The sequence below is a fragment of the Selenihalanaerobacter shriftii genome, from assembly GCF_900167185.1.
GTDB classification, from domain to species: domain Bacteria; phylum Bacillota; class Halanaerobiia; order Halobacteroidales; family Acetohalobiaceae; genus Selenihalanaerobacter; species Selenihalanaerobacter shriftii.
Window position 1 is genome coordinate 126,005 of the sequence record NZ_FUWM01000004.1, and the last position, 17,404, is coordinate 143,408.

A 17,404-nucleotide genomic window follows, 5' to 3' on the forward strand; every position below is an offset into this window, starting at 1 on the left:
CAATTAACCCTCGGTTATATACTAATTTAGTTACATACAGGAGGATGTGGTTAAAAATATAGTTATTCTATTATTAAACTAATTCACCTAGCCTAAAAATCAAGGCTAGGTGAAGAATTTTAAGCAAGACTGGTTACAATGTTATGTGAAATTCTTAATTCCATTTGTGATTAATCTACACTTATCTCTAACTTTTCTAGAAATCATGGCTTAAATTCAGTTCAGCATAATCATTGTTGTCAAATTGACCAAAAGTAGTATCTTCATCTCCATTAAATATCTTATAATTAAATGTAATACTTGTATTATCTTCTACCACAAATTCTATTTCATTATTTAACATATAATCGTGATCTTCTAAATTATAAACAAAGCTCACTTCTGGTAATATTGTTTCATATTTAAATGAATCTGACACTTTAAAAACTAGCATATTAGTAAAATAGTCTCCATCTTCATCATACTCAATATCTAATGGATTATCTTCTATCTTATCATCATCTAAGATTAATTCACTCTTTAATTGAGCATTTACATTTATATTATGTAAAGGTAAATCCCTATCTCCACCAATTAGCCAAGCAATTTTATTATTATGCACCTCTGGATTGTCGCCATCAGTGTCATCAGTTAAGTAATAAGCTAATTCAGCTCGTGAATTAATCCCAGCAATTACTGAACTAAACTCTGTTCCAAATACATCTACTTCATCATAATGTGGATCTATTTCTTTTAATTGGACCTGAATAGTATTTGCACTATCCACTGTGGGGCTCATTAATTCTTGCTTAATTGCTGCTATTGCCTGGTTATTCATACTTGGAGTTCGTAACCTTCCATGATAATAGGAAACCCCATAATCATAACCGCTTTTAGAATTAGTATATCTAATTCCAAATTGACCGTCATCTGAATCATTATATTCCGGCATTTCCACTGCTTCTTTCACTTGTGATTCCGTAGCAAATGGAGACTTTATTAATGTTGATTTCAACACCATCATACCAGCCATATCACTTGTAACCCAATCGCCTTCATTAGGAATTTGATTAGGTCCAAACTCTGGAGTATAAACTACTTCTAAGGTGCCCAAACCTAGATAATAATTTAATTTTATCATCTCTTCACCTAATTTACGATCTAAGTAATCCTGGTTTACAAAATCTATTAAGTCTTCACCATTTAAGTTGTCTACAACATGTAATTTATCACCTTTACCCCAAACAACTTTCTTCTTCCCTAGCTCAATCTCATGTGTATCGTAATAAAATCTAACAAAAGCTTCTTCAACAATGTCAGAAGCATCACCATCATCACTAAAATTAAACTTACCCTCAAAATCATAATTAGCAGCTTCATATCCTAAATCTAATTCTAATGCTGCTGATTTATCAGTATCATCTTCATGGATGAAATCTCTATAATCTAATTCTATAGTCCCACCTATATCCCAAGTTGAACTACTACCAAAACTATTACTATTTTCTCCAAATGAACTCTCAAACCCAGCATCACTGAAACTACTCTCTTCTGTAGAAGAACTATTACCTTCATCAAAAGCACTTTCAGCCGCTAAAATATTTGTTGAAAAGACTAAGGTCATAAGTAATACTAATACCCCAACCATTACTCGCTTACTCATAATCCCCCTCCTCTCTCAATAAAAAGTAACTCATAGCTTTAACCCTGATCCTAACACTGTCACTGCCACAGACATTCATAACTAACATTCTTATCTTCCAGTTTTTAAGAATCTTTGTGTGAATCTAGCAGAAGATATTCTCTTGTTATACTCTATATAAGGATTTCCTGACTTATTGCGTTTAATATATAACCTTGTAGAATGACCTGTCTCTTTATCCTCCATAATAGTACTGAATATAGTCCAAATTCCATTTACCTTCTTAATATTCTGCTTTACTTTAAGTAACTTTTGAACCTCTCCTGTCTGCTTACTGTACATTTCAATTTTAACTGGTATAGAATGTTTCTTTGTTATCCAAGAAATTCTTTTAGCATATTGGGAAGCTTCCATATCTTTAGGAACTGACTTTACTACATAACATTCATACTTTCCTAATTTCTCTGTTCGTAATAATTTATGATCATCCTCTGCTACCTCTCTAGTCTCCATATCATCATAAGTAAAATCAGATCCCATAAAAGAACTATCTCCTTCAGAAGATGAAATTCTTCTTACTCGACCTAATGCCGGCAAGTATATCCATTTGTCATCATCACGATTAGCATTCTCTATTTGTAAAAATCTCGTACCTTTTACTGCTGCTGGTGCCTTAAATTCCATAACTGTCTTCATTAAATCTTTTTCTTGATTATAAATCTCACCCCAAACTTCAATAACTCTTCTTTTAACCTCTCCATCCTTTTCTATTAAATCCATACCCATTAAAGCATGCATTGAATCTCCTGTAGCTCTATCATCTACTTTCTGCATTACCTCTTTTCCGTTCATCGCCAATACATTCATACTCATACTTAAAACTAAAATCAATACTAATCCCACAGTTATCTTCTTCATAACTAAATTACCTCCTTTTATTTATAAACTCTCAATTTAATTAACCACTATAATTAGTATCATTTACACTATTACCAAATCCACCTTGCTTCGTCACAAACTTAGGTTGGAATAAATTAAGCAATACTGGTAAAACTGTCATAGAAGCAAGAGAGGATGTAACCATAGTTACACTTACTAATAACCCTAAATTAACCAGCGGTATAAAGTTAGAAAATAGAAGTACAGCAAATCCAGCTGCTACAGAAATCGCATTAAAGATAATAGCTTTCCCAGCTGTAGTTAAAGTATTGTGAGTCACTACTGTTAAATCATTACTTCTTTTCCTTTCATAACTATAAGCTGATAAAAAGTGAACAGTATAGTCAACTCCAATTCCAATAGCTATCGAGGCAACCATTGAAGTTCCTACATCCAGCTTAATTCCTGCAAAACCCATAATTCCAAAGTTAATCAGCAATGAAAATGCTAACGGAATTATACCAAATATCCCCGCTACAAATGACCTATAAGAAATTGTTACAATTAAGAAGACAATTACCAAAGAAACTATTATACTTAATATCTGACTTGAAACTATTAAATTATTAACAGCCAATGACATATTCACATGACCTGCTACTGAAGTTTTATAACCTTCTGGGAAATTAGTCTCTACATATTGGTTAATATCTTTTTGAATCTTTTTAGCCACTATATTGCTTCCAGTCTTTAATTGTAACATCATTCTAGCCTTAGATGGCTCTAATTGATCATTAATATAATCATCTAGGCTTCCTGAATATAATAACAGATATTGAGAAACTAAATTCTTTAAACCTTTCTTTGTTTTGGCTGGATATTTAGTCGGATCATATGGTACCTCGTTATATGCCTCTCCTTTATAATTCAACTCTTTATTTATAGACTGTACTAATTCTTCTCCAGTTAAATTCAATCTTTTTGCTTTTACTAATGACTTATTTAATAAAGTAATTAAATCCTTCTCTGATATATTACGGTTAGAAGGAGCTTTTTCAAAACTACCCTGTTGATTAGTATTAGCTTCATTCTTTTTATTAGAGTTTATAGTGCTTTCTTGCCCAAAGTCACTTGTGGTCTCCTTACCAAAACTACTTGTAGTCTCTTCTCCAAAGTTACTTGTAGTCTCCTCATCAAAGTTACTCGTAGTTTCCTTTCCAAAATCACTTGTACTCTCTTCTCCAAAGCTGCCAGTAGTCTCATTACCAAAGTTACTTGTAGTTTCATTACTAATCACTGAATCCTGTTTAGAATCTTCCATTTCTTCTTGAGGATAATGCATAACTTTATTCATACGTTTAATAAAATTAGCAAAAGAAGTTACCTTCCCTACTTCTTTATGATTCCTCTTTAAATAACCACCTAAATCATCCATAGCTTTTAATACATCTGGATCAGTTAAACTACCTTTACCTTTACCTTTACCTTCTCCTTCAACTAAAACATTAAGTATATTGGTACCACTAAAATGATTATTAATAAATTTATCAGCTTTTCTAATATCTGTAGTCTCTTTAAACATTTCCACCATTATACTATCAGTTACTATCTGCGACATTCCTACTGCTGAAAGAATAATAATTACTAATATTAATGTCAAAAAGCCGATCCTATTCTGAGCCAGATAATCATATAAACTAGTTGTAATCTTATTTAATATACTTTCTTTATCTGTAGAATTCTTACTATAGCTTGATTTCTTATGTCTTACAATAAGTATAGCAGGTATTAAAGTAATCGCTACTATTAATGCTGTAGCAACTCCAATAGCAGTAAAAATACCAAAATCTCTAATAGGAACTATATTACTCGTAGCTAATGAACCAAATCCTGCTATTGTTGTAATTCCTGCTAAAAATACAGGCTTCCCTACTTTACTAACAGTCTCTAATACTATCTCTGTATGCTCTATCTCTGTTAATTCTGCTTCTTTCCGACTTCGAATATCGTCATAATAATGACTAATTATATGTATACCATAAGTGCTACCAACAGCTACTAACAATACTGGTATAACTGTTGAGACCATTGTTAAGTTTATGCCTAACATAGCCATAATTCCTAAAGACCAGACTGTACTTATTAATACAGTCATTATCGGCATAACTACTCCACCTATGTTTTTAAATGAAAGAAATAATGCGATTAATACTACAAGTATAACGAAAGGAATTAATCTCTTCACATCACTCTGCATATTCTTCCCCATCAACACATTAACTGCTGGGGTTCCTGCCACATACATTTCTAAATTACTCTTTTTATATTTCTTTAATTTATCTTTAACTTTAAAATAGACTGCTTCTTTTTCCTTGATAGTAAGTCCTGGATTCAATTTAATCATGAGTTGAGTAGCCTTAAAATCACTTGAATAAAAGTTATTTTTATAAAGGTCCCAAGAAATCAATTTTCTCTTTAAATCAAATAACTTCTGTCTATTTTCAGGAACTTTCTTAGCTAATTCAGCAACTTTCATTCCTTCTGAAGTTCCATCAATGTAATCAGTATTTGTAATAGAATCGATTTCATCTACATGCTTTATCATTTCAAATTCATCTGTCATCTTTTTAACTAAAGCTACATTCTCTTTTGTAAAAATAGTACCCCGCTTTACATTAATAGCCACTACTATTCTATCTGAACTACCATAAATCTTCTCCATCTCATCATTAGCAACCCTAGCCGGATGGTCTTGAGGTAAAAATATCTCAAATTCATTATTTATCTTTAGCTTAGGAAGTTGAGTAGCAAAAAATCCAGTTATGATCAGGATTACTAATATAACTATCCAAGAATGTTTAAAAATTTTCCTCATATGTTCCCCTCCTCGTACTCATTAGCTTCTTTCTTATTCATTCTTAACCTTATTAAACATCTTCTCTAAATTCTTTAAAATAACATCTACTTCTTTCTCTGGTATATCTTCTGTAATTAAAGTAAACCAACTCTGATATGTATTGCTAATTATTGATTTTATACTATTAGCTTTATCATTAAGATGTACTATGTATACTCTCTTATCTTCTGATGATTTCTTTCTTATAATGTAATCTTTATCAACAAGCTGCTTAATGACCCTAGAAATTGTTGCTTTATCTAATCCCATATCTATTGCTATTTCATCTTGATTAATTCCATCTCCTTCACTATATAAATACATAAGTAAGCTAGCTTCACTGCTATTTAAATTATAGCTCGTCAATCTCTCTGAAATATATTTTCTATTATGTTTATATATCTTCGATAACCACTTACCAATAGGATAATTCAAACTCATACTTCCACCTCTTTAAATTTCGTTGTTATTGCAACTATTATTCTAACATATAAATCTTACATATTCAACTGTTTTTTCCCTTATATGGATACTTATCAAAAAAACAAAGTAGAATGATTAGTATATGTTAACCTAGGCATTCTACCTTCTAATAATTTCTTATAAATTTATTTTGCTTTTCTATACTTATTAATTTATTATATTTAATATTATTCTAAATCAATTGATTCTAATATTTCAGTAAACTCTTCATCATTAAGAATTTGAGTGCCTAATTCCTGCGCTTTATCAAGTTTAGAACCAGCACGCTCACCAGCGATTAAAATATCCGTATTGCCACTTACACTACTAGTTACCTTACCACCTAATACTTTAACTTTATCCTTAGCTTCACTACGCGTCAGATCTGGTAATGATCCAGTAATAACTACTGTCTTATCTACAAAGATATTTTCTTCTTGGTTATCATCTAATATTTCTATACTATCATGAGTTGGCTCTAGACCAGCATCTAACATGCGTTGAATACTATTCCGTACATTTTCATCTTTAAAGAAATCAACTATCCCTTTAGCTACAACCTCACCAACCCCATTTATTTCTAACAAATCTTCTCTCTCAACCAACATTATTTGATCTAAAGATTGGAATTCATCTGCCAATAACTCAGCAGTATTCTTACCTACATTAGGAATTCCTATTCCATAAATAAATGACCCTAAATTAACATCCTTACTCGCCTCTATAGCATCTAATAAATTCTGTGCTTTCTTTTCACCAAACCTGTCTAGTTCTAATAATTCATCATAATTTAAATAATAGAGATCAGCTATATCCCTTAAATCTAACTCTTCGTACAATAGAGATGCTGTTTTATCACTAAAGGTTTCAACTTCCATAGCATCACGGCTAGCAAAATGAGACAACCTAGAAACTAATTGGGGTTTACAAGAAAGAGAATTGGGACAGAAAAGATGTACTCCTTCTTGAACTAATTCACTACCACAGGTCGGACACTCTTCTGGTTTAATAATCGGTTCTACATTATTCTCTTCTTCATCTTCTTCTATTTCTACTCTCCCCATAATCTCAGGAATAACATCATTAGAACGCCGCAGCCATACTCTACAACCTTTAGCTACATCTTTACGTTGAATATCATCCCAATTATTTAAAGTAGCCTTCTGAATCGTAGCTCCTTCAATGTCTACCGGTTCCAAAATAGCTACTGGAGTTAATTTTCCAGTTCTTCCAACTTGCCATTTAATATCTTTAAGCGTAGTAGTCACTTCTTTAGCCGCAAATTTATAAGCTATAGCCCATCGCGGTGCTTTAGCTGTATATCCTAGAACTTCTCTAGTATATAAATCATTAATCTTAACTACCATACCATCTATTAAGTAATCCAATTCTTCTAAATCATTTTCAACTCGTTCCATCTCCTCTATGACATCTTCAATCTTATTAAAGGTTTTAACATAATCATTGACCATAAATTTATTATCACGCAAAAATTTCAAAACCTCTAGATGATTATCAAACTCTACCCCCTCATAATAGCCTATATTATAAAAGAAAGCATCTAGATTACGTTTAGCAGTTACTTTAGGGTCTAAATTTCTTAATGCTCCAGCTGCTGCATTTCGGGCATTTTTAAGAGGAGTCTCTGCTTCTTCATTATATTCTTCTAATACCGATAATCGCATAATTCCTTCCCCTTGTACTTCTAGCCTTCCTGCTTGGAATGGAATCGTTAAAGGAATAGTCTTAATTGTCTTTACTTGCTCTAAAATACCCTCACCGACTTCACCATTACCTCGAGTAGCGGCTTGAACTAATTCACCATTATCATATGTAAGATTAATTGTTAAACCATCAAATTTATACTCAACAACATATTCAGGCTTAGGTAAGATTTCTTCTGCATTTTCTGCATTATAATTGGCAACTAGCTTCTTTACTCTACGATCCCAATCCCGTAATTCCTCTCCACTCTGCGCTTTATCTAAACTCCATAATTTAGCAAGATGTCGATGTGATTCAAATCCATCTAAAGGTTTACCACCAATTCTTTGAGTTGGAGAATTCGGTAATCTTTCACCAGTCTCTTCTTCCAATTCTACCAATCTATCATAAAGTCTATCATATTCTTTATCACTAATTAATGGCTGATCTAAAACATAATAATGATAATTATATTCATTTAATTTCTCAACCAGTTCTTTCATTTCTTCTAACAATCTTTTTTGATCTTCCATCTTAATCACCTCTTAAAATATTGTAACATTAATTAAAGAGGTTGTCTAGATAACTAACTTACTTATAAACCCCTCTCAATAAGCTGCATCAAAAATTGCAACAACTTCTTCTTCAGTTGCCTTTCTTGGATTAGTTAAACTAGTAGTGTCTTTTAAAGCATTTTCTGCTAACAACTCAAAGTCCTCTGGTCGCACCTCTGTTTTTAAGTCTCTTAACCGCTGAGGGATATCAATATCTGTAGATAAAGTAATAATTGCATCAATAGCCTTATTAGCAGCTTCTCTAACTGATAAACCTGTAATATTCTCCCCCATTGCTTCTGCAATATTAGCTAATCTTTGAGGATCTGCAATTAAATTGAATCTTTCTACATGCGGAAGTAAAATAGCATTACAAACTCCATGAGTTAAATCATAAAATCCACCTAATTGATGTGACATAGCATGTACTAAACCAAGTGAAGCATTATTAAATGCCATCCCTGCTAAGAATTGAGCATATGCCATCTTATCTCTAGCTTCTAATCTCTCACCATTCGCTACTGCTTGTCTTAAATTCTGCGATATTAATTTAATAGACATTAAAGCTGCGGCATCAGTCAATGGTGAAGCAGAAGTGGACATATATGCTTCAATAGCATGAGTTAAAGCATCCATTCCTGTCTCTGCTGTCAATGCCGGCGGTTTCTTCATCATTAAAAGCGGATCATTAATAGCTACATTTGGAGTTAGCTTCCAATCAACAATAGACATCTTAACATATCTTTCTTCATCAGTGATAATGCAAAAATGTGTCATTTCACTAGCAGTTCCAGCAGTGGTATTTACAGATACTAAAGGCATTGTAGGTTCTGTTGCTTGATTAGTGCCTTCATAATGATTAATTATACCTCCATTGGTAGCAACTAAAGAAATAGCTTTTGCACAATCATGAGCGCTTCCTCCCCCTATAGATACTAGAATATCACACTCCTTTATCTCTAATATATCTAATCCATCTTCTACATTTTCAACCGTTGGATTAGGTTTAACTCCATCAAAAATTTCGGTTTCTATATTAGCAGCTTTAATATAATCTACCACTTGATTTACAATCCCAATTTTAATCAATTTTTTATCTGTTACAATTAAAGCTTTTGAACCTTTTAATTCTTTTATCTGTTCTCCTATTCTTTCAACTGCCCTTACTCCCATTAAAGTAACTGGTGGCATATAATATTCATAAACTTTCTCCGTTGCAGAATCTTTCTCTGTTGCAGAAACTTTCTTCATTACAGACACCTCCTCTTTTTATTTTATGAATTTACTTATTATATATACAAACTAAAAAATAACTAATTACTATTTTGCATTAATGATATAATATGATATTATTATATATAATAACTAATTACTTATGAGGTGTATATAATGACTTTGAGAGCTCTAGAAATTTTTATAACTGTTTGTGAAACTGGTAGTATGTCAGCTGCAGCTAGAAAATTATATATGACTCAACCAGCTATTAGCCAGACTATTTTAGGATTAGAAGATAAGCTTAATGTAAGACTCTTTGACCGAATAAAGAAAAGACTTATCTTAACTCATGCCGGTGAAATTTTTCTAAGATATAGCAAAAGAATTGTAAATCTGATCAATGAAGCTGAAAATGCCATGACAGATATTGCAAATCTCAAACTAGGTCAACTTCGGATTGGAGCTAGTATGACCATAGGAACATACTTACTCCCTGATATCATTAGTGCATTTAATAAAAAACATCAAGATGTCGAACTACCTTTTATAATCGATAATACAAAAATTATAAGAAAAATGATCCTTAATAATGAAATAGATATTGCTTTTATTGAAGGACCGATCAATTCAAATGATATTATTATTGAACCTTTCTTTGATGATGAACTATATCTAGTATGTTCTATAAGACATGAGTGGGCTAATAAAGACTCAATTTCTTCAGAAAAAATCAGGAATGAATCTTTTATTATGAGGGAAAAAGGGAGTGGAACTAGGGAGGTTATCGAAAATACTTTAAAACAATTTAATCTTTCATATGAAATAAAACATGTATTGAATAATATAGATGCAATTAAAAAAGCTATAGAAGCTAATATGGGTATTTCAATTCTACCTAAAATAGCAATTAAAAAAGAAATTGTTGAAGGAAAATTAGCGAAAATAAAATTAGATAATATCAAATTCAAAAGAAAATTCAAAATAATATATCATAAAGATAAATATCACTCACCACTTTTTAACAAATTTATAGATTACATAAAATCATCCACACAAAACTTCAAATAAATTATTTAAAAACATAAAATAAAAAGAGCTCCTGTTAATTAACAGGGGCTCTTTTGTTTACTCGTCATCTGAATCAGTAATTGCTTTAGCCTCTGTTTCAACTTCTTTCGTTGCTGATTTAAATTCACTAATAGCTTTCCCAAGTGTATTTCCTATCTCAGGTAATTTACTAGGACCAAAAATCACCAAAGAAATAATTAAAATCAGAATTAATTCTGTAGGTCCTAATCCAAACATATTTGTGGCCTCCTAGTCTAATTAAAATTATTTATGAGCATCTTCATGACAATCTGTACAATCCATCTTACCTCTTGTATTTTCTAACATACTGCCCTTAGTATGACAATTCATACATGCTTTAGCTTCTGCTGGAATCTCATATGTTGGAGCAAAACTGCCAGCTAATTGTGCATTAAGTAATTCAGCTGCTTTAGCTGCTACATCTCCAGCTAATCTACCACAACGATCAGCTCTTTCCTTAGAAAAAGCTTTTTTACCTGATTCTTCACACCAATTAGTAACTGAAGCGTGACATAAAGGAGATCCGGCCACACTCTGCGTCTGGTCAGAGCTTTTCTTTCTCGGTAAAGGCGTCTCACTATACCAACCAAATAATTCACTTACTAAGCCCATTGTAGTTTTCCTTCTACCATATACTAATGAAATAGCTGCTCCACCGCCATTCGGTGCTCCACAAAGTGTAGCCCAACCTGCTCCTCCACCGGCTCCAAACCATAAAACTTGAGAAGGAACATTACTAAACGGCTCACCTAATTCTTCAGTTATAGCTCTAAAAGTAGACTCACCACAATGATTCCCTTCATGATAATAAGCTGTTGCTTTTTTTCTTATCTTTTCAACATCTAATTTTTCAGTAAAATACTGCTTCCAAGGATATTCTGGTAAACTCCCAGCTTCTGCTTCCTTACTTGATAAGCCTAATCCTGCAGTCATAGCCATAGCCCCTGCTGCAAACCCACCTGCATTAGCTAAAAACTTTCTTCTTGACATGTTCTGCTTTTCTTCTGTCATAACTTACCCCTCCTATTTTTATTAAGCTATAGTAAAAATTTAAACAATTAACATTATTACTTAGATAGTAGTGATTTCTTCTATCACTCCTTTCTAATTTATTTAACTTTTTAAGTACTATTTTTCACAAATGTTTCAATAAATCAAGTCACATATAACGAAATAACCTCTCCTCTAATTAAACACTTAAAATTTCTTTCTTTTATATAATTCTATTTCTATTATCTTCCATCTATTAATCACTCTTTAGCAACACTCTATAACCATAAGTTATAACTAGTAGCATAAAAAAGGCTAGAGGGAATCCCTCTAGCCTTTTTGTTTTATTGAATTTAGATTTTAGTTTCACTTATTCTTTATACAATCTTGCTCCTATTTATTATTAGGGGATAGGACCAAAATTAACTGGGGTATAACATGTCAGTTTAATTAAAAATTATTACTCATGTGGATTATCATGACACTCTAAACAATCCATCTTACCTCTTGTGTTCTCTAACATACTATCTTTAGTATGACAGCCCATACATTCTTGAGCTTCTTCTGGAATTTCATATACAGGTGCAAAGTTACCTTTAAGCTGAGCATTAAGTAATTCTGCTGCTTTAGCTGCTACATCACCAGCTAATCTACCACAACGAGCAGCTCTTTCTTCAGAGAAAGCTTTCTTACCAGATGCTTCACACCAATTAGTAACCGAAGCATGGCAAATTGGAGTACCAGCTACACTTTTTGCCTGATCACTACTCTCTTTTCTAGGTAAAGGTGTTTCACTATACCAGCCAAATAATTCACTTACTAAGCCCATTGTAGTCTTACTTCTACCAAATATTAATGAAAAAGCTGCACCAGAACCATTTACTGTTCCACAAAGTGTAGCCCAGCCTGCTCCTCCACCTGCTCCAAACCACATAACTTGCGAAGGAACATTACTAAATGGTTCACCTAATTCTTCAATTATTGCTCTAAAAGTAGACTCACCACAATGATTTCCTTGACCATAATATTTTGTTGCTTTTCTTCTTATCTTTTCAACATCTAACTTCTCAGTAAAATACTGCTTCCAAGGATATTCTGGTAAACTCCCAGCTTCTGCTTCCTTACTTGATAAGCCTAATCCTGCACCCATAGCCATAGCTCCTGCTGCAAAACCTCCTGCATTAGCTAAAAACTTCCGTCTGGACATATTCTTCTTTTCTTCTGTCATAACTTACCCCTCCTATTTTTTATTTAACCCTTATTGATTATAACCTTACTTCTTTTAACTATAAAGTAAATATTTAATAGCTTTCTCCTATCTACAATTCCACCTCCTTTTTTAACTCCACTCTTAATTGTGAAAGTGTATGCTTTCACTAAGTTTATGAATTAAAAAAAATTATTCTTCAGAATCCTCAATAGATTTAACTCCACTCTCTATCTCTTTGGTAGCTGATTTAAATTCCTTAACTCCATTACCTATGGCTTGTCCAATTTCTGGTAGTTTACTAGGCCCAAAAATTACTAAAGCTATGACTAAAATTAAAATTAATTCTGTAGGTCCTAATCCAAACATATTTATCCCCCCTTTTAAATATATCAAGTTAAAACTTATTTCCCTTTAACTATCCAGGCTCAATGATACCATAAATACTAATTTTAAATAAATATATGCGATTAATGACTAATAATTACTGTCTATACTTAATAACTTATATATATATTGATTTTCTCCTCTATTCTAGTTATTACTATCTATTATGATGGTATAACTAAATATTATTTCTTATTTATTATACTGATATAACTAAAATAAATATGAATAAACGTAAAAAAAGCTAGAGGCATATATGCCTCTAGCTTTAATATGTACTATTGTTTATGATTGATCTTCAGTATCTTCAATGGATTTAACTCCATTCTCTATCTCTTTGGTAGCTGATTTAAATTCCTTAACTCCATTACCTATAGCTTGTCCAATCTCTGGTAATTTGCTAGGTCCAAAGATTACTAAAGCTATAACTAAAATTAAAATTAATTCTGTAGGTCCTAATCCAAACATATGTTATTCCTCCTAATCTATTAGTCTAACATATGAGCATCTTCATGGCACGACTCACAGTCCATCTTACCGTGTGTAAATCCACCCGCTTCAAAGTCACTCTTCATGCTGTGACAACCAGTACATTTCTCTGCTACACCTGGTAAAGCATATTCTCGATTAAATTTGCCATCAATAAGCTTAGCATTTAATAATTCTGCTGTTTTAGCTGCTACATCACCAGCAAGTCTAGCGCAACGCTTTCCTCTTGCTTTAGAACCAGTAGCATTTCCTGATTTTCTAGACCATTTAGTGACAGAAACGTGACAAAGTGGAGAACCAGATACACTCTTTGTCTGTCCGCTATTCTTCTTAAATGGTAAAGGTTCAGTACTATACCAAGCCATTAATTCATCTAATAAACCTACTGTATCCTTCTTAGATCTTCCTAATATTAATGAAACGACCGCAGATGTACCAAGTAATGTTCCGCAAGTAGTTCCCCATAATGATACACCACCAAGTCCAAACCACATAGTCTGTGTAGGAATTTCATTAAAAGGGAAACCTAATGCTTCAGTTAATGCAGCAAATGTAGACTCACCACAGTGCATCCCTGTTAGATAATTTTTATATGCTTTTTCTCTAATAGCTTCTGGATCTAATTTTTTGTAATATTCTCTCCATGAACCATTATACTCTGGTAATCCTTCTAATCCATCTGATGCATTTGCATCTGATAAATTTACCCCTGCTGTTAATGCCATTGCTCCTGCTGCAACTCCACCTGCTTTAGCTAGAAAATCTCTTCTAGACACTTTTTCTTCTGACATTATTTATACACCCCTTAATTTTAAATATTATATTCCTCTTAATCCTATCCCCTTATTACTCAATTTCACTTATAACAACCTTAGGATTATAGTTAGCTTTCTTTCTAACCACCTCCTTTCATTATAAAAAAATGAATTTCACTATGAAATAATGGTCTTAGTGAAAATAAGCAAATATATTTTTTATTATCTATTTAACGTTGAATATTGCTCTATAGATAATAATATGTTAAATTGTTTTTAACCAATACTAAATATCATGTACTTAATAATTTAGATATAAATCAAAATTCTCCTTTATCTTTTACAAAAAAAATATTAATTTTACTAAATAACCAATATGTACTAATTATTAAATACTCACAACTAATTATTAATTAATATCTACCTTAAATAAAAAAAGCAGACCTTGATAAAAGTCTGCTTTAAACAAAAATATTAAATTATAAATTCCAAGAATAATATACTTATATTATAAAAGTTCTAATAATCTTGCTTCCAATATAAACCCCTATTATTAAAAACAAAGTAAAGATCCACCCATGCAAAGACATCGATGCTATTCCTGTAAGCATAGAACCAATATTACAGCCTCCAGCTATTCGTGCACCATACCCCATCAAAATTCCACCAAATAGTGCAGTTAATCCCTGCTTCCATTTATAAATCGGTCGTATTCTAAATTGATTTGCTAATAAAATAGATAGAAGAGCACCTGCTACAATACCTAAATTCAGAATTGCACCTTGATATTTCAGTAAATAAGATATAATTTCTTGTCCTTGTAAAGTATTACTTATATAAGACCACTGCAAAACATCTATCCCAACTACCTCTAAACCCTTAGCTCCAAGTAAAGTAAAAGTTGTAGTAACACCCCATGGCTTATCATTCAAAACAAAGATTATAATATTTAATATAGCTAACAGAATGCCACCTAACCAGTAAGGCCAATTATTATTTAATAAAGAAAAGTTTTCATCATCTAACTTCATTATCTTATATCTCCTCTATACTTTCAACTTTTAGTTACCTTTAGTTACCTTTAGTTCCCAAATGCCTGGTGCTAATTCATCTACTTCAAAAATATAATCTTTTTCTTCACACCAATCCATAAGATTTCTTACAGCTTGAGTATGATCAACTTTAATAAATAATCTACTACCATCATCTAAATTTTTAACTTTATCTTCTGTCTTTAATAAAGGTACTGGACATACTTCCCCTAATAATTCTAAAGATATTTTTTCACCCATTCATATTCACCTCTAAATATTATTATTTATACTTATCTAACCACTTTGTATAAAGATAAATTAAAACTAAAAATATTAGTTGTAAAATTATTGCTTTAAACCATCCTAAATACTTTGGAAAAAAAACGGGTTCCATTATAAGCTGACTTCTCCACCAGTCCAGATGTCCAACAGCAATAGTACTACCAATAATTAAGCCAACAATCACTAATATAAACGTGACTGTTCCTTCACCCATTTTTACTAAACTGCTACATGCACACCCTCCAGCTAAAGACATTCCTAAGCCAAATAATAATCCACCAACTACTGTAAATATTCCCCAAGGTAATATTCTACCTATTATTTGATGATAATTAGTAAAAAATAAGTATTGATGTACTGCAAATCCTACAGTAGAAATTCCTAATAAAATAATTATTGCCTTTACTAATTTGGTATCCTTAAATAATATTAAGTTCAAAAAACCCCCAGCAAAACAAAAATTAGCCCGCTGAAGAACAAAGCCTATTAACAAACCAATAATCCAAAATAAACCTATTCTTACAGATAACTGAAGAAGATTCAGCTCAATTACTACTGCTATAATTAAAATAATCATAAATCCAATTAACTGCTCTTTCTTATTTTTATCCATATTTATCCCTTCTTTATATTAATATGAAATAATAAGCAGGAATATTAATGCTTTTAGTTGAAAAAGTTACTTAGATGAACTTTAATATAAATAAAATCTTAAAATAAAAGGTGATCTAAATGAAAATTTATCAATTCAAAATTTTTAATACAGTAACTCAAGTCAAAAGTTTTTCTAAAGCTGCTAATCTATTATATTTAAGCCAACCTGCTATCAGCAAACATATTAAATCAATGGAAGAATATTACGGAACAAGACTATTTAATAGAACAAGTCAAGGTGTTAATCTAACTAAAGCAGGTAGAACAGTTTATGAATATGGTAAAAAACTCTTAGAAACCCATGATAATTTAGAAAAAGAAATAGATAAACACCTAAATCTAGAAAATCTAAATTTAATAGTTGGAGCAAGTGTAACTCCTGGTGAATATTTACTCCCATGTACGATTTGGACTTTTAAAGATAAACACCCAAAAATTGATATTCAATTAAAAGTTAACCACACAGAAGAAATAATTCAAGAAGTACTAAATAATAAAGTTAGTATAGGCATTGTAGAAGGTGAAGTCCCACCTGAAACTAACTTAAATACTAAAAAAATCATGTATGATGAATTAAAATTTATAGCATCACCACTAAAATTTAAAAAAGATATTATCTCATTAGAAGAATTAAAAGAATCACCTTTAATCTTGCTTAATGAAAGCTTTGGTATTAGACAAAAATTTAATCAATTTATAGATTCAAACAATCTAAAAATAGATGACTTAAATATTATTACTGAAATGGATAGTATAACAGCTATAAAATCAGCAGTAGAATCTGGATTAGGAGTATCAATTGTTTCTCACTCATCCATCAAAAAAGAAATTTATCAAGATATAATAAAAACATTCGATATTAATAATACTTCAAAAGATAAACTAAGAGTCAAATTTAAATTAATTCACCAAAACCAAACAGATCAACCAAATATCATTACCCGCTTCATTACATTTTTAAGTATTCAAAATGAACAAATCTTCTGTTAGTAGTATAAAATTCATCACATAATAAAGTACTATTATTTATATATTTTTATATTTAAATGAATTTTCCTCTTTTCTAACCTAAATTTACAAATATAATCCTAAAATTATTTAATTTTTAAAGATTAAAAAGGCTACTTTATTCATGAATAAAGTAGCCTTAATGTTTTATAATGCTTTATAATGCCTTATATTCTTT

Annotated in this window: 17 protein-coding genes; 2 read left to right on the forward strand and 15 right to left on the reverse strand. The window is 31.3% G+C overall.

The window, feature by feature from the left end; all coding sequences use genetic code 11:
• Window positions 1–196: 196 nt before the first annotated feature.
• From B5D41_RS01975 to B5D41_RS02000, 6 genes are all read right to left on the reverse strand, one after another.
• Window positions 197–1,642, reverse strand: coding sequence for a hypothetical protein (locus B5D41_RS01975; protein WP_078808925.1), 1,446 nt, complete (start codon window positions 1,640–1,642; stop codon window positions 197–199).
• A 90-nt stretch (window positions 1,643–1,732) separates the two neighbouring features.
• On the reverse strand, window positions 1,733–2,539 hold the full coding sequence (locus B5D41_RS01980) for an outer membrane lipoprotein-sorting protein (protein WP_078808926.1): 807 nt from the start codon (window positions 2,537–2,539) through the stop codon (window positions 1,733–1,735).
• 40 nt (window positions 2,540–2,579) lie between these two features.
• Window positions 2,580–5,375, reverse strand: a complete 2,796-nt coding sequence (locus B5D41_RS01985; RefSeq protein WP_078808927.1) for an efflux RND transporter permease subunit — start codon at window positions 5,373–5,375, stop codon at window positions 2,580–2,582.
• A 33-nt stretch (window positions 5,376–5,408) separates the two neighbouring features.
• Window positions 5,409–5,837 (reverse strand): MarR family winged helix-turn-helix transcriptional regulator, encoded by a 429-nt coding sequence (locus B5D41_RS01990; protein WP_078808928.1) that lies wholly within the window; start codon window positions 5,835–5,837, stop codon window positions 5,409–5,411.
• Between the two features lie 209 nt (window positions 5,838–6,046).
• The gene (gene ligA / locus B5D41_RS01995) at window positions 6,047–8,095 is read right to left on the reverse strand and encodes an NAD-dependent DNA ligase LigA (protein ID WP_078808929.1); all 2,049 of its coding nucleotides are present in this window, start codon (window positions 8,093–8,095) and stop codon (window positions 6,047–6,049) included.
• Between the two features lie 75 nt (window positions 8,096–8,170).
• Entirely contained in the window at window positions 8,171–9,367 is a 1,197-nt protein-coding gene (locus B5D41_RS02000) for an iron-containing alcohol dehydrogenase (RefSeq protein WP_078808930.1), read from the reverse strand.
• 138 nt (window positions 9,368–9,505) lie between these two features.
• On the opposite strand from B5D41_RS02000, the gene B5D41_RS02005 reads away from it, so the two are divergent.
• Window positions 9,506–10,399: a selenium metabolism-associated LysR family transcriptional regulator gene (locus B5D41_RS02005; protein WP_078808932.1), complete on the forward strand. Its 894-nt coding sequence runs from the start codon at window positions 9,506–9,508 to the stop codon at window positions 10,397–10,399.
• Window positions 10,400–10,456: 57 nt separating this feature from the next.
• On the opposite strand, the gene tatA is transcribed toward B5D41_RS02005, so the two are convergent.
• From tatA to B5D41_RS02050, 9 genes are all read right to left on the reverse strand, one after another.
• Window positions 10,457–10,636 (reverse strand): twin-arginine translocase TatA/TatE family subunit, encoded by a 180-nt coding sequence (tatA, locus tag B5D41_RS02010; protein ID WP_078808934.1) that lies wholly within the window; start codon window positions 10,634–10,636, stop codon window positions 10,457–10,459.
• 27 nt (window positions 10,637–10,663) lie between these two features.
• The gene (locus B5D41_RS02015; protein WP_078808935.1) at window positions 10,664–11,431 is read right to left on the reverse strand and encodes a C-GCAxxG-C-C family protein; all 768 of its coding nucleotides are present in this window, start codon (window positions 11,429–11,431) and stop codon (window positions 10,664–10,666) included.
• A 439-nt stretch (window positions 11,432–11,870) separates the two neighbouring features.
• Window positions 11,871–12,638: a C-GCAxxG-C-C family protein gene (locus B5D41_RS02020; protein ID WP_078808936.1), complete on the reverse strand. Its 768-nt coding sequence runs from the start codon at window positions 12,636–12,638 to the stop codon at window positions 11,871–11,873.
• A gap of 171 nt (window positions 12,639–12,809) precedes the next feature.
• The gene (locus B5D41_RS02025; protein WP_078808937.1) at window positions 12,810–12,986 is read right to left on the reverse strand and encodes a twin-arginine translocase TatA/TatE family subunit; all 177 of its coding nucleotides are present in this window, start codon (window positions 12,984–12,986) and stop codon (window positions 12,810–12,812) included.
• Window positions 12,987–13,289: 303 nt separating this feature from the next.
• A complete protein-coding gene (locus B5D41_RS02030; RefSeq protein WP_078808938.1) occupies window positions 13,290–13,472 on the reverse strand; it encodes a twin-arginine translocase TatA/TatE family subunit in 183 nt (60 codons plus the stop codon).
• A 20-nt stretch (window positions 13,473–13,492) separates the two neighbouring features.
• Window positions 13,493–14,284, reverse strand: coding sequence for a C-GCAxxG-C-C family protein (locus B5D41_RS02035; RefSeq protein WP_078808939.1), 792 nt, complete (start codon window positions 14,282–14,284; stop codon window positions 13,493–13,495).
• Window positions 14,285–14,751: 467 nt separating this feature from the next.
• Window positions 14,752–15,279, reverse strand: coding sequence for a YeeE/YedE thiosulfate transporter family protein (locus tag B5D41_RS02040; protein WP_078808941.1), 528 nt, complete (start codon window positions 15,277–15,279; stop codon window positions 14,752–14,754).
• 30 nt (window positions 15,280–15,309) lie between these two features.
• A complete protein-coding gene (locus B5D41_RS02045; RefSeq protein ID WP_078808943.1) occupies window positions 15,310–15,540 on the reverse strand; it encodes a sulfurtransferase TusA family protein in 231 nt (76 codons plus the stop codon).
• Window positions 15,541–15,562: 22 nt separating this feature from the next.
• Window positions 15,563–16,177, reverse strand: coding sequence for a YeeE/YedE thiosulfate transporter family protein (locus tag B5D41_RS02050; RefSeq protein ID WP_078808944.1), 615 nt, complete (start codon window positions 16,175–16,177; stop codon window positions 15,563–15,565).
• A gap of 119 nt (window positions 16,178–16,296) precedes the next feature.
• Here B5D41_RS02050 and B5D41_RS02055 point away from each other — a divergent pair, with 119 nt between their 5' ends.
• Window positions 16,297–17,208: a LysR family transcriptional regulator gene (locus B5D41_RS02055; RefSeq protein WP_078808946.1), complete on the forward strand. Its 912-nt coding sequence runs from the start codon at window positions 16,297–16,299 to the stop codon at window positions 17,206–17,208.
• Window positions 17,209–17,404: the final 196 nt, after the last annotated feature.

What these genes read in the sequence shown, in the direction of transcription:
- B5D41_RS02020 (WP_078808936.1), bottom strand. Translation starts at nt 12,638, where the DNA reads ATGACAGAAGAAAAGAAGAATATGTCCAGACGGAAGTTTTTAGCTAAT.
- B5D41_RS01975 (WP_078808925.1), bottom strand. Translation starts at nt 1,642, where the DNA reads ATGAGTAAGCGAGTAATGGTTGGGGTATTAGTATTACTTATGACCTTA.
- B5D41_RS01980 (WP_078808926.1), bottom strand. Translation starts at nt 2,539, where the DNA reads ATGAAGAAGATAACTGTGGGATTAGTATTGATTTTAGTTTTAAGTATG.
- B5D41_RS02055 (WP_078808946.1), top strand. Translation starts at nt 16,297, where the DNA reads ATGAAAATTTATCAATTCAAAATTTTTAATACAGTAACTCAAGTCAAA.
- B5D41_RS01990 (WP_078808928.1), bottom strand. Translation starts at nt 5,837, where the DNA reads ATGAGTTTGAATTATCCTATTGGTAAGTGGTTATCGAAGATATATAAA.
- B5D41_RS02000 (WP_078808930.1), bottom strand. Translation starts at nt 9,367, where the DNA reads ATGAAGAAAGTTTCTGCAACAGAGAAAGATTCTGCAACGGAGAAAGTT.
- tatA (WP_078808934.1), bottom strand. Translation starts at nt 10,636, where the DNA reads ATGTTTGGATTAGGACCTACAGAATTAATTCTGATTTTAATTATTTCT.
- B5D41_RS02005 (WP_078808932.1), top strand. Translation starts at nt 9,506, where the DNA reads ATGACTTTGAGAGCTCTAGAAATTTTTATAACTGTTTGTGAAACTGGT.
- B5D41_RS02050 (WP_078808944.1), bottom strand. Translation starts at nt 16,177, where the DNA reads ATGGATAAAAATAAGAAAGAGCAGTTAATTGGATTTATGATTATTTTA.
- B5D41_RS02045 (WP_078808943.1), bottom strand. Translation starts at nt 15,540, where the DNA reads ATGGGTGAAAAAATATCTTTAGAATTATTAGGGGAAGTATGTCCAGTA.
- B5D41_RS02035 (WP_078808939.1), bottom strand. Translation starts at nt 14,284, where the DNA reads ATGTCAGAAGAAAAAGTGTCTAGAAGAGATTTTCTAGCTAAAGCAGGT.
- B5D41_RS02040 (WP_078808941.1), bottom strand. Translation starts at nt 15,279, where the DNA reads ATGAAGTTAGATGATGAAAACTTTTCTTTATTAAATAATAATTGGCCT.
- B5D41_RS02025 (WP_078808937.1), bottom strand. Translation starts at nt 12,986, where the DNA reads ATGTTTGGATTAGGACCTACAGAATTAATTTTAATTTTAGTCATAGCT.
- B5D41_RS02015 (WP_078808935.1), bottom strand. Translation starts at nt 11,431, where the DNA reads ATGACAGAAGAAAAGCAGAACATGTCAAGAAGAAAGTTTTTAGCTAAT.
- B5D41_RS02030 (WP_078808938.1), bottom strand. Translation starts at nt 13,472, where the DNA reads ATGTTTGGATTAGGACCTACAGAATTAATTTTAATTTTAGTTATAGCT.
- B5D41_RS01985 (WP_078808927.1), bottom strand. Translation starts at nt 5,375, where the DNA reads ATGAGGAAAATTTTTAAACATTCTTGGATAGTTATATTAGTAATCCTG.
- ligA (WP_078808929.1), bottom strand. Translation starts at nt 8,095, where the DNA reads ATGGAAGATCAAAAAAGATTGTTAGAAGAAATGAAAGAACTGGTTGAG.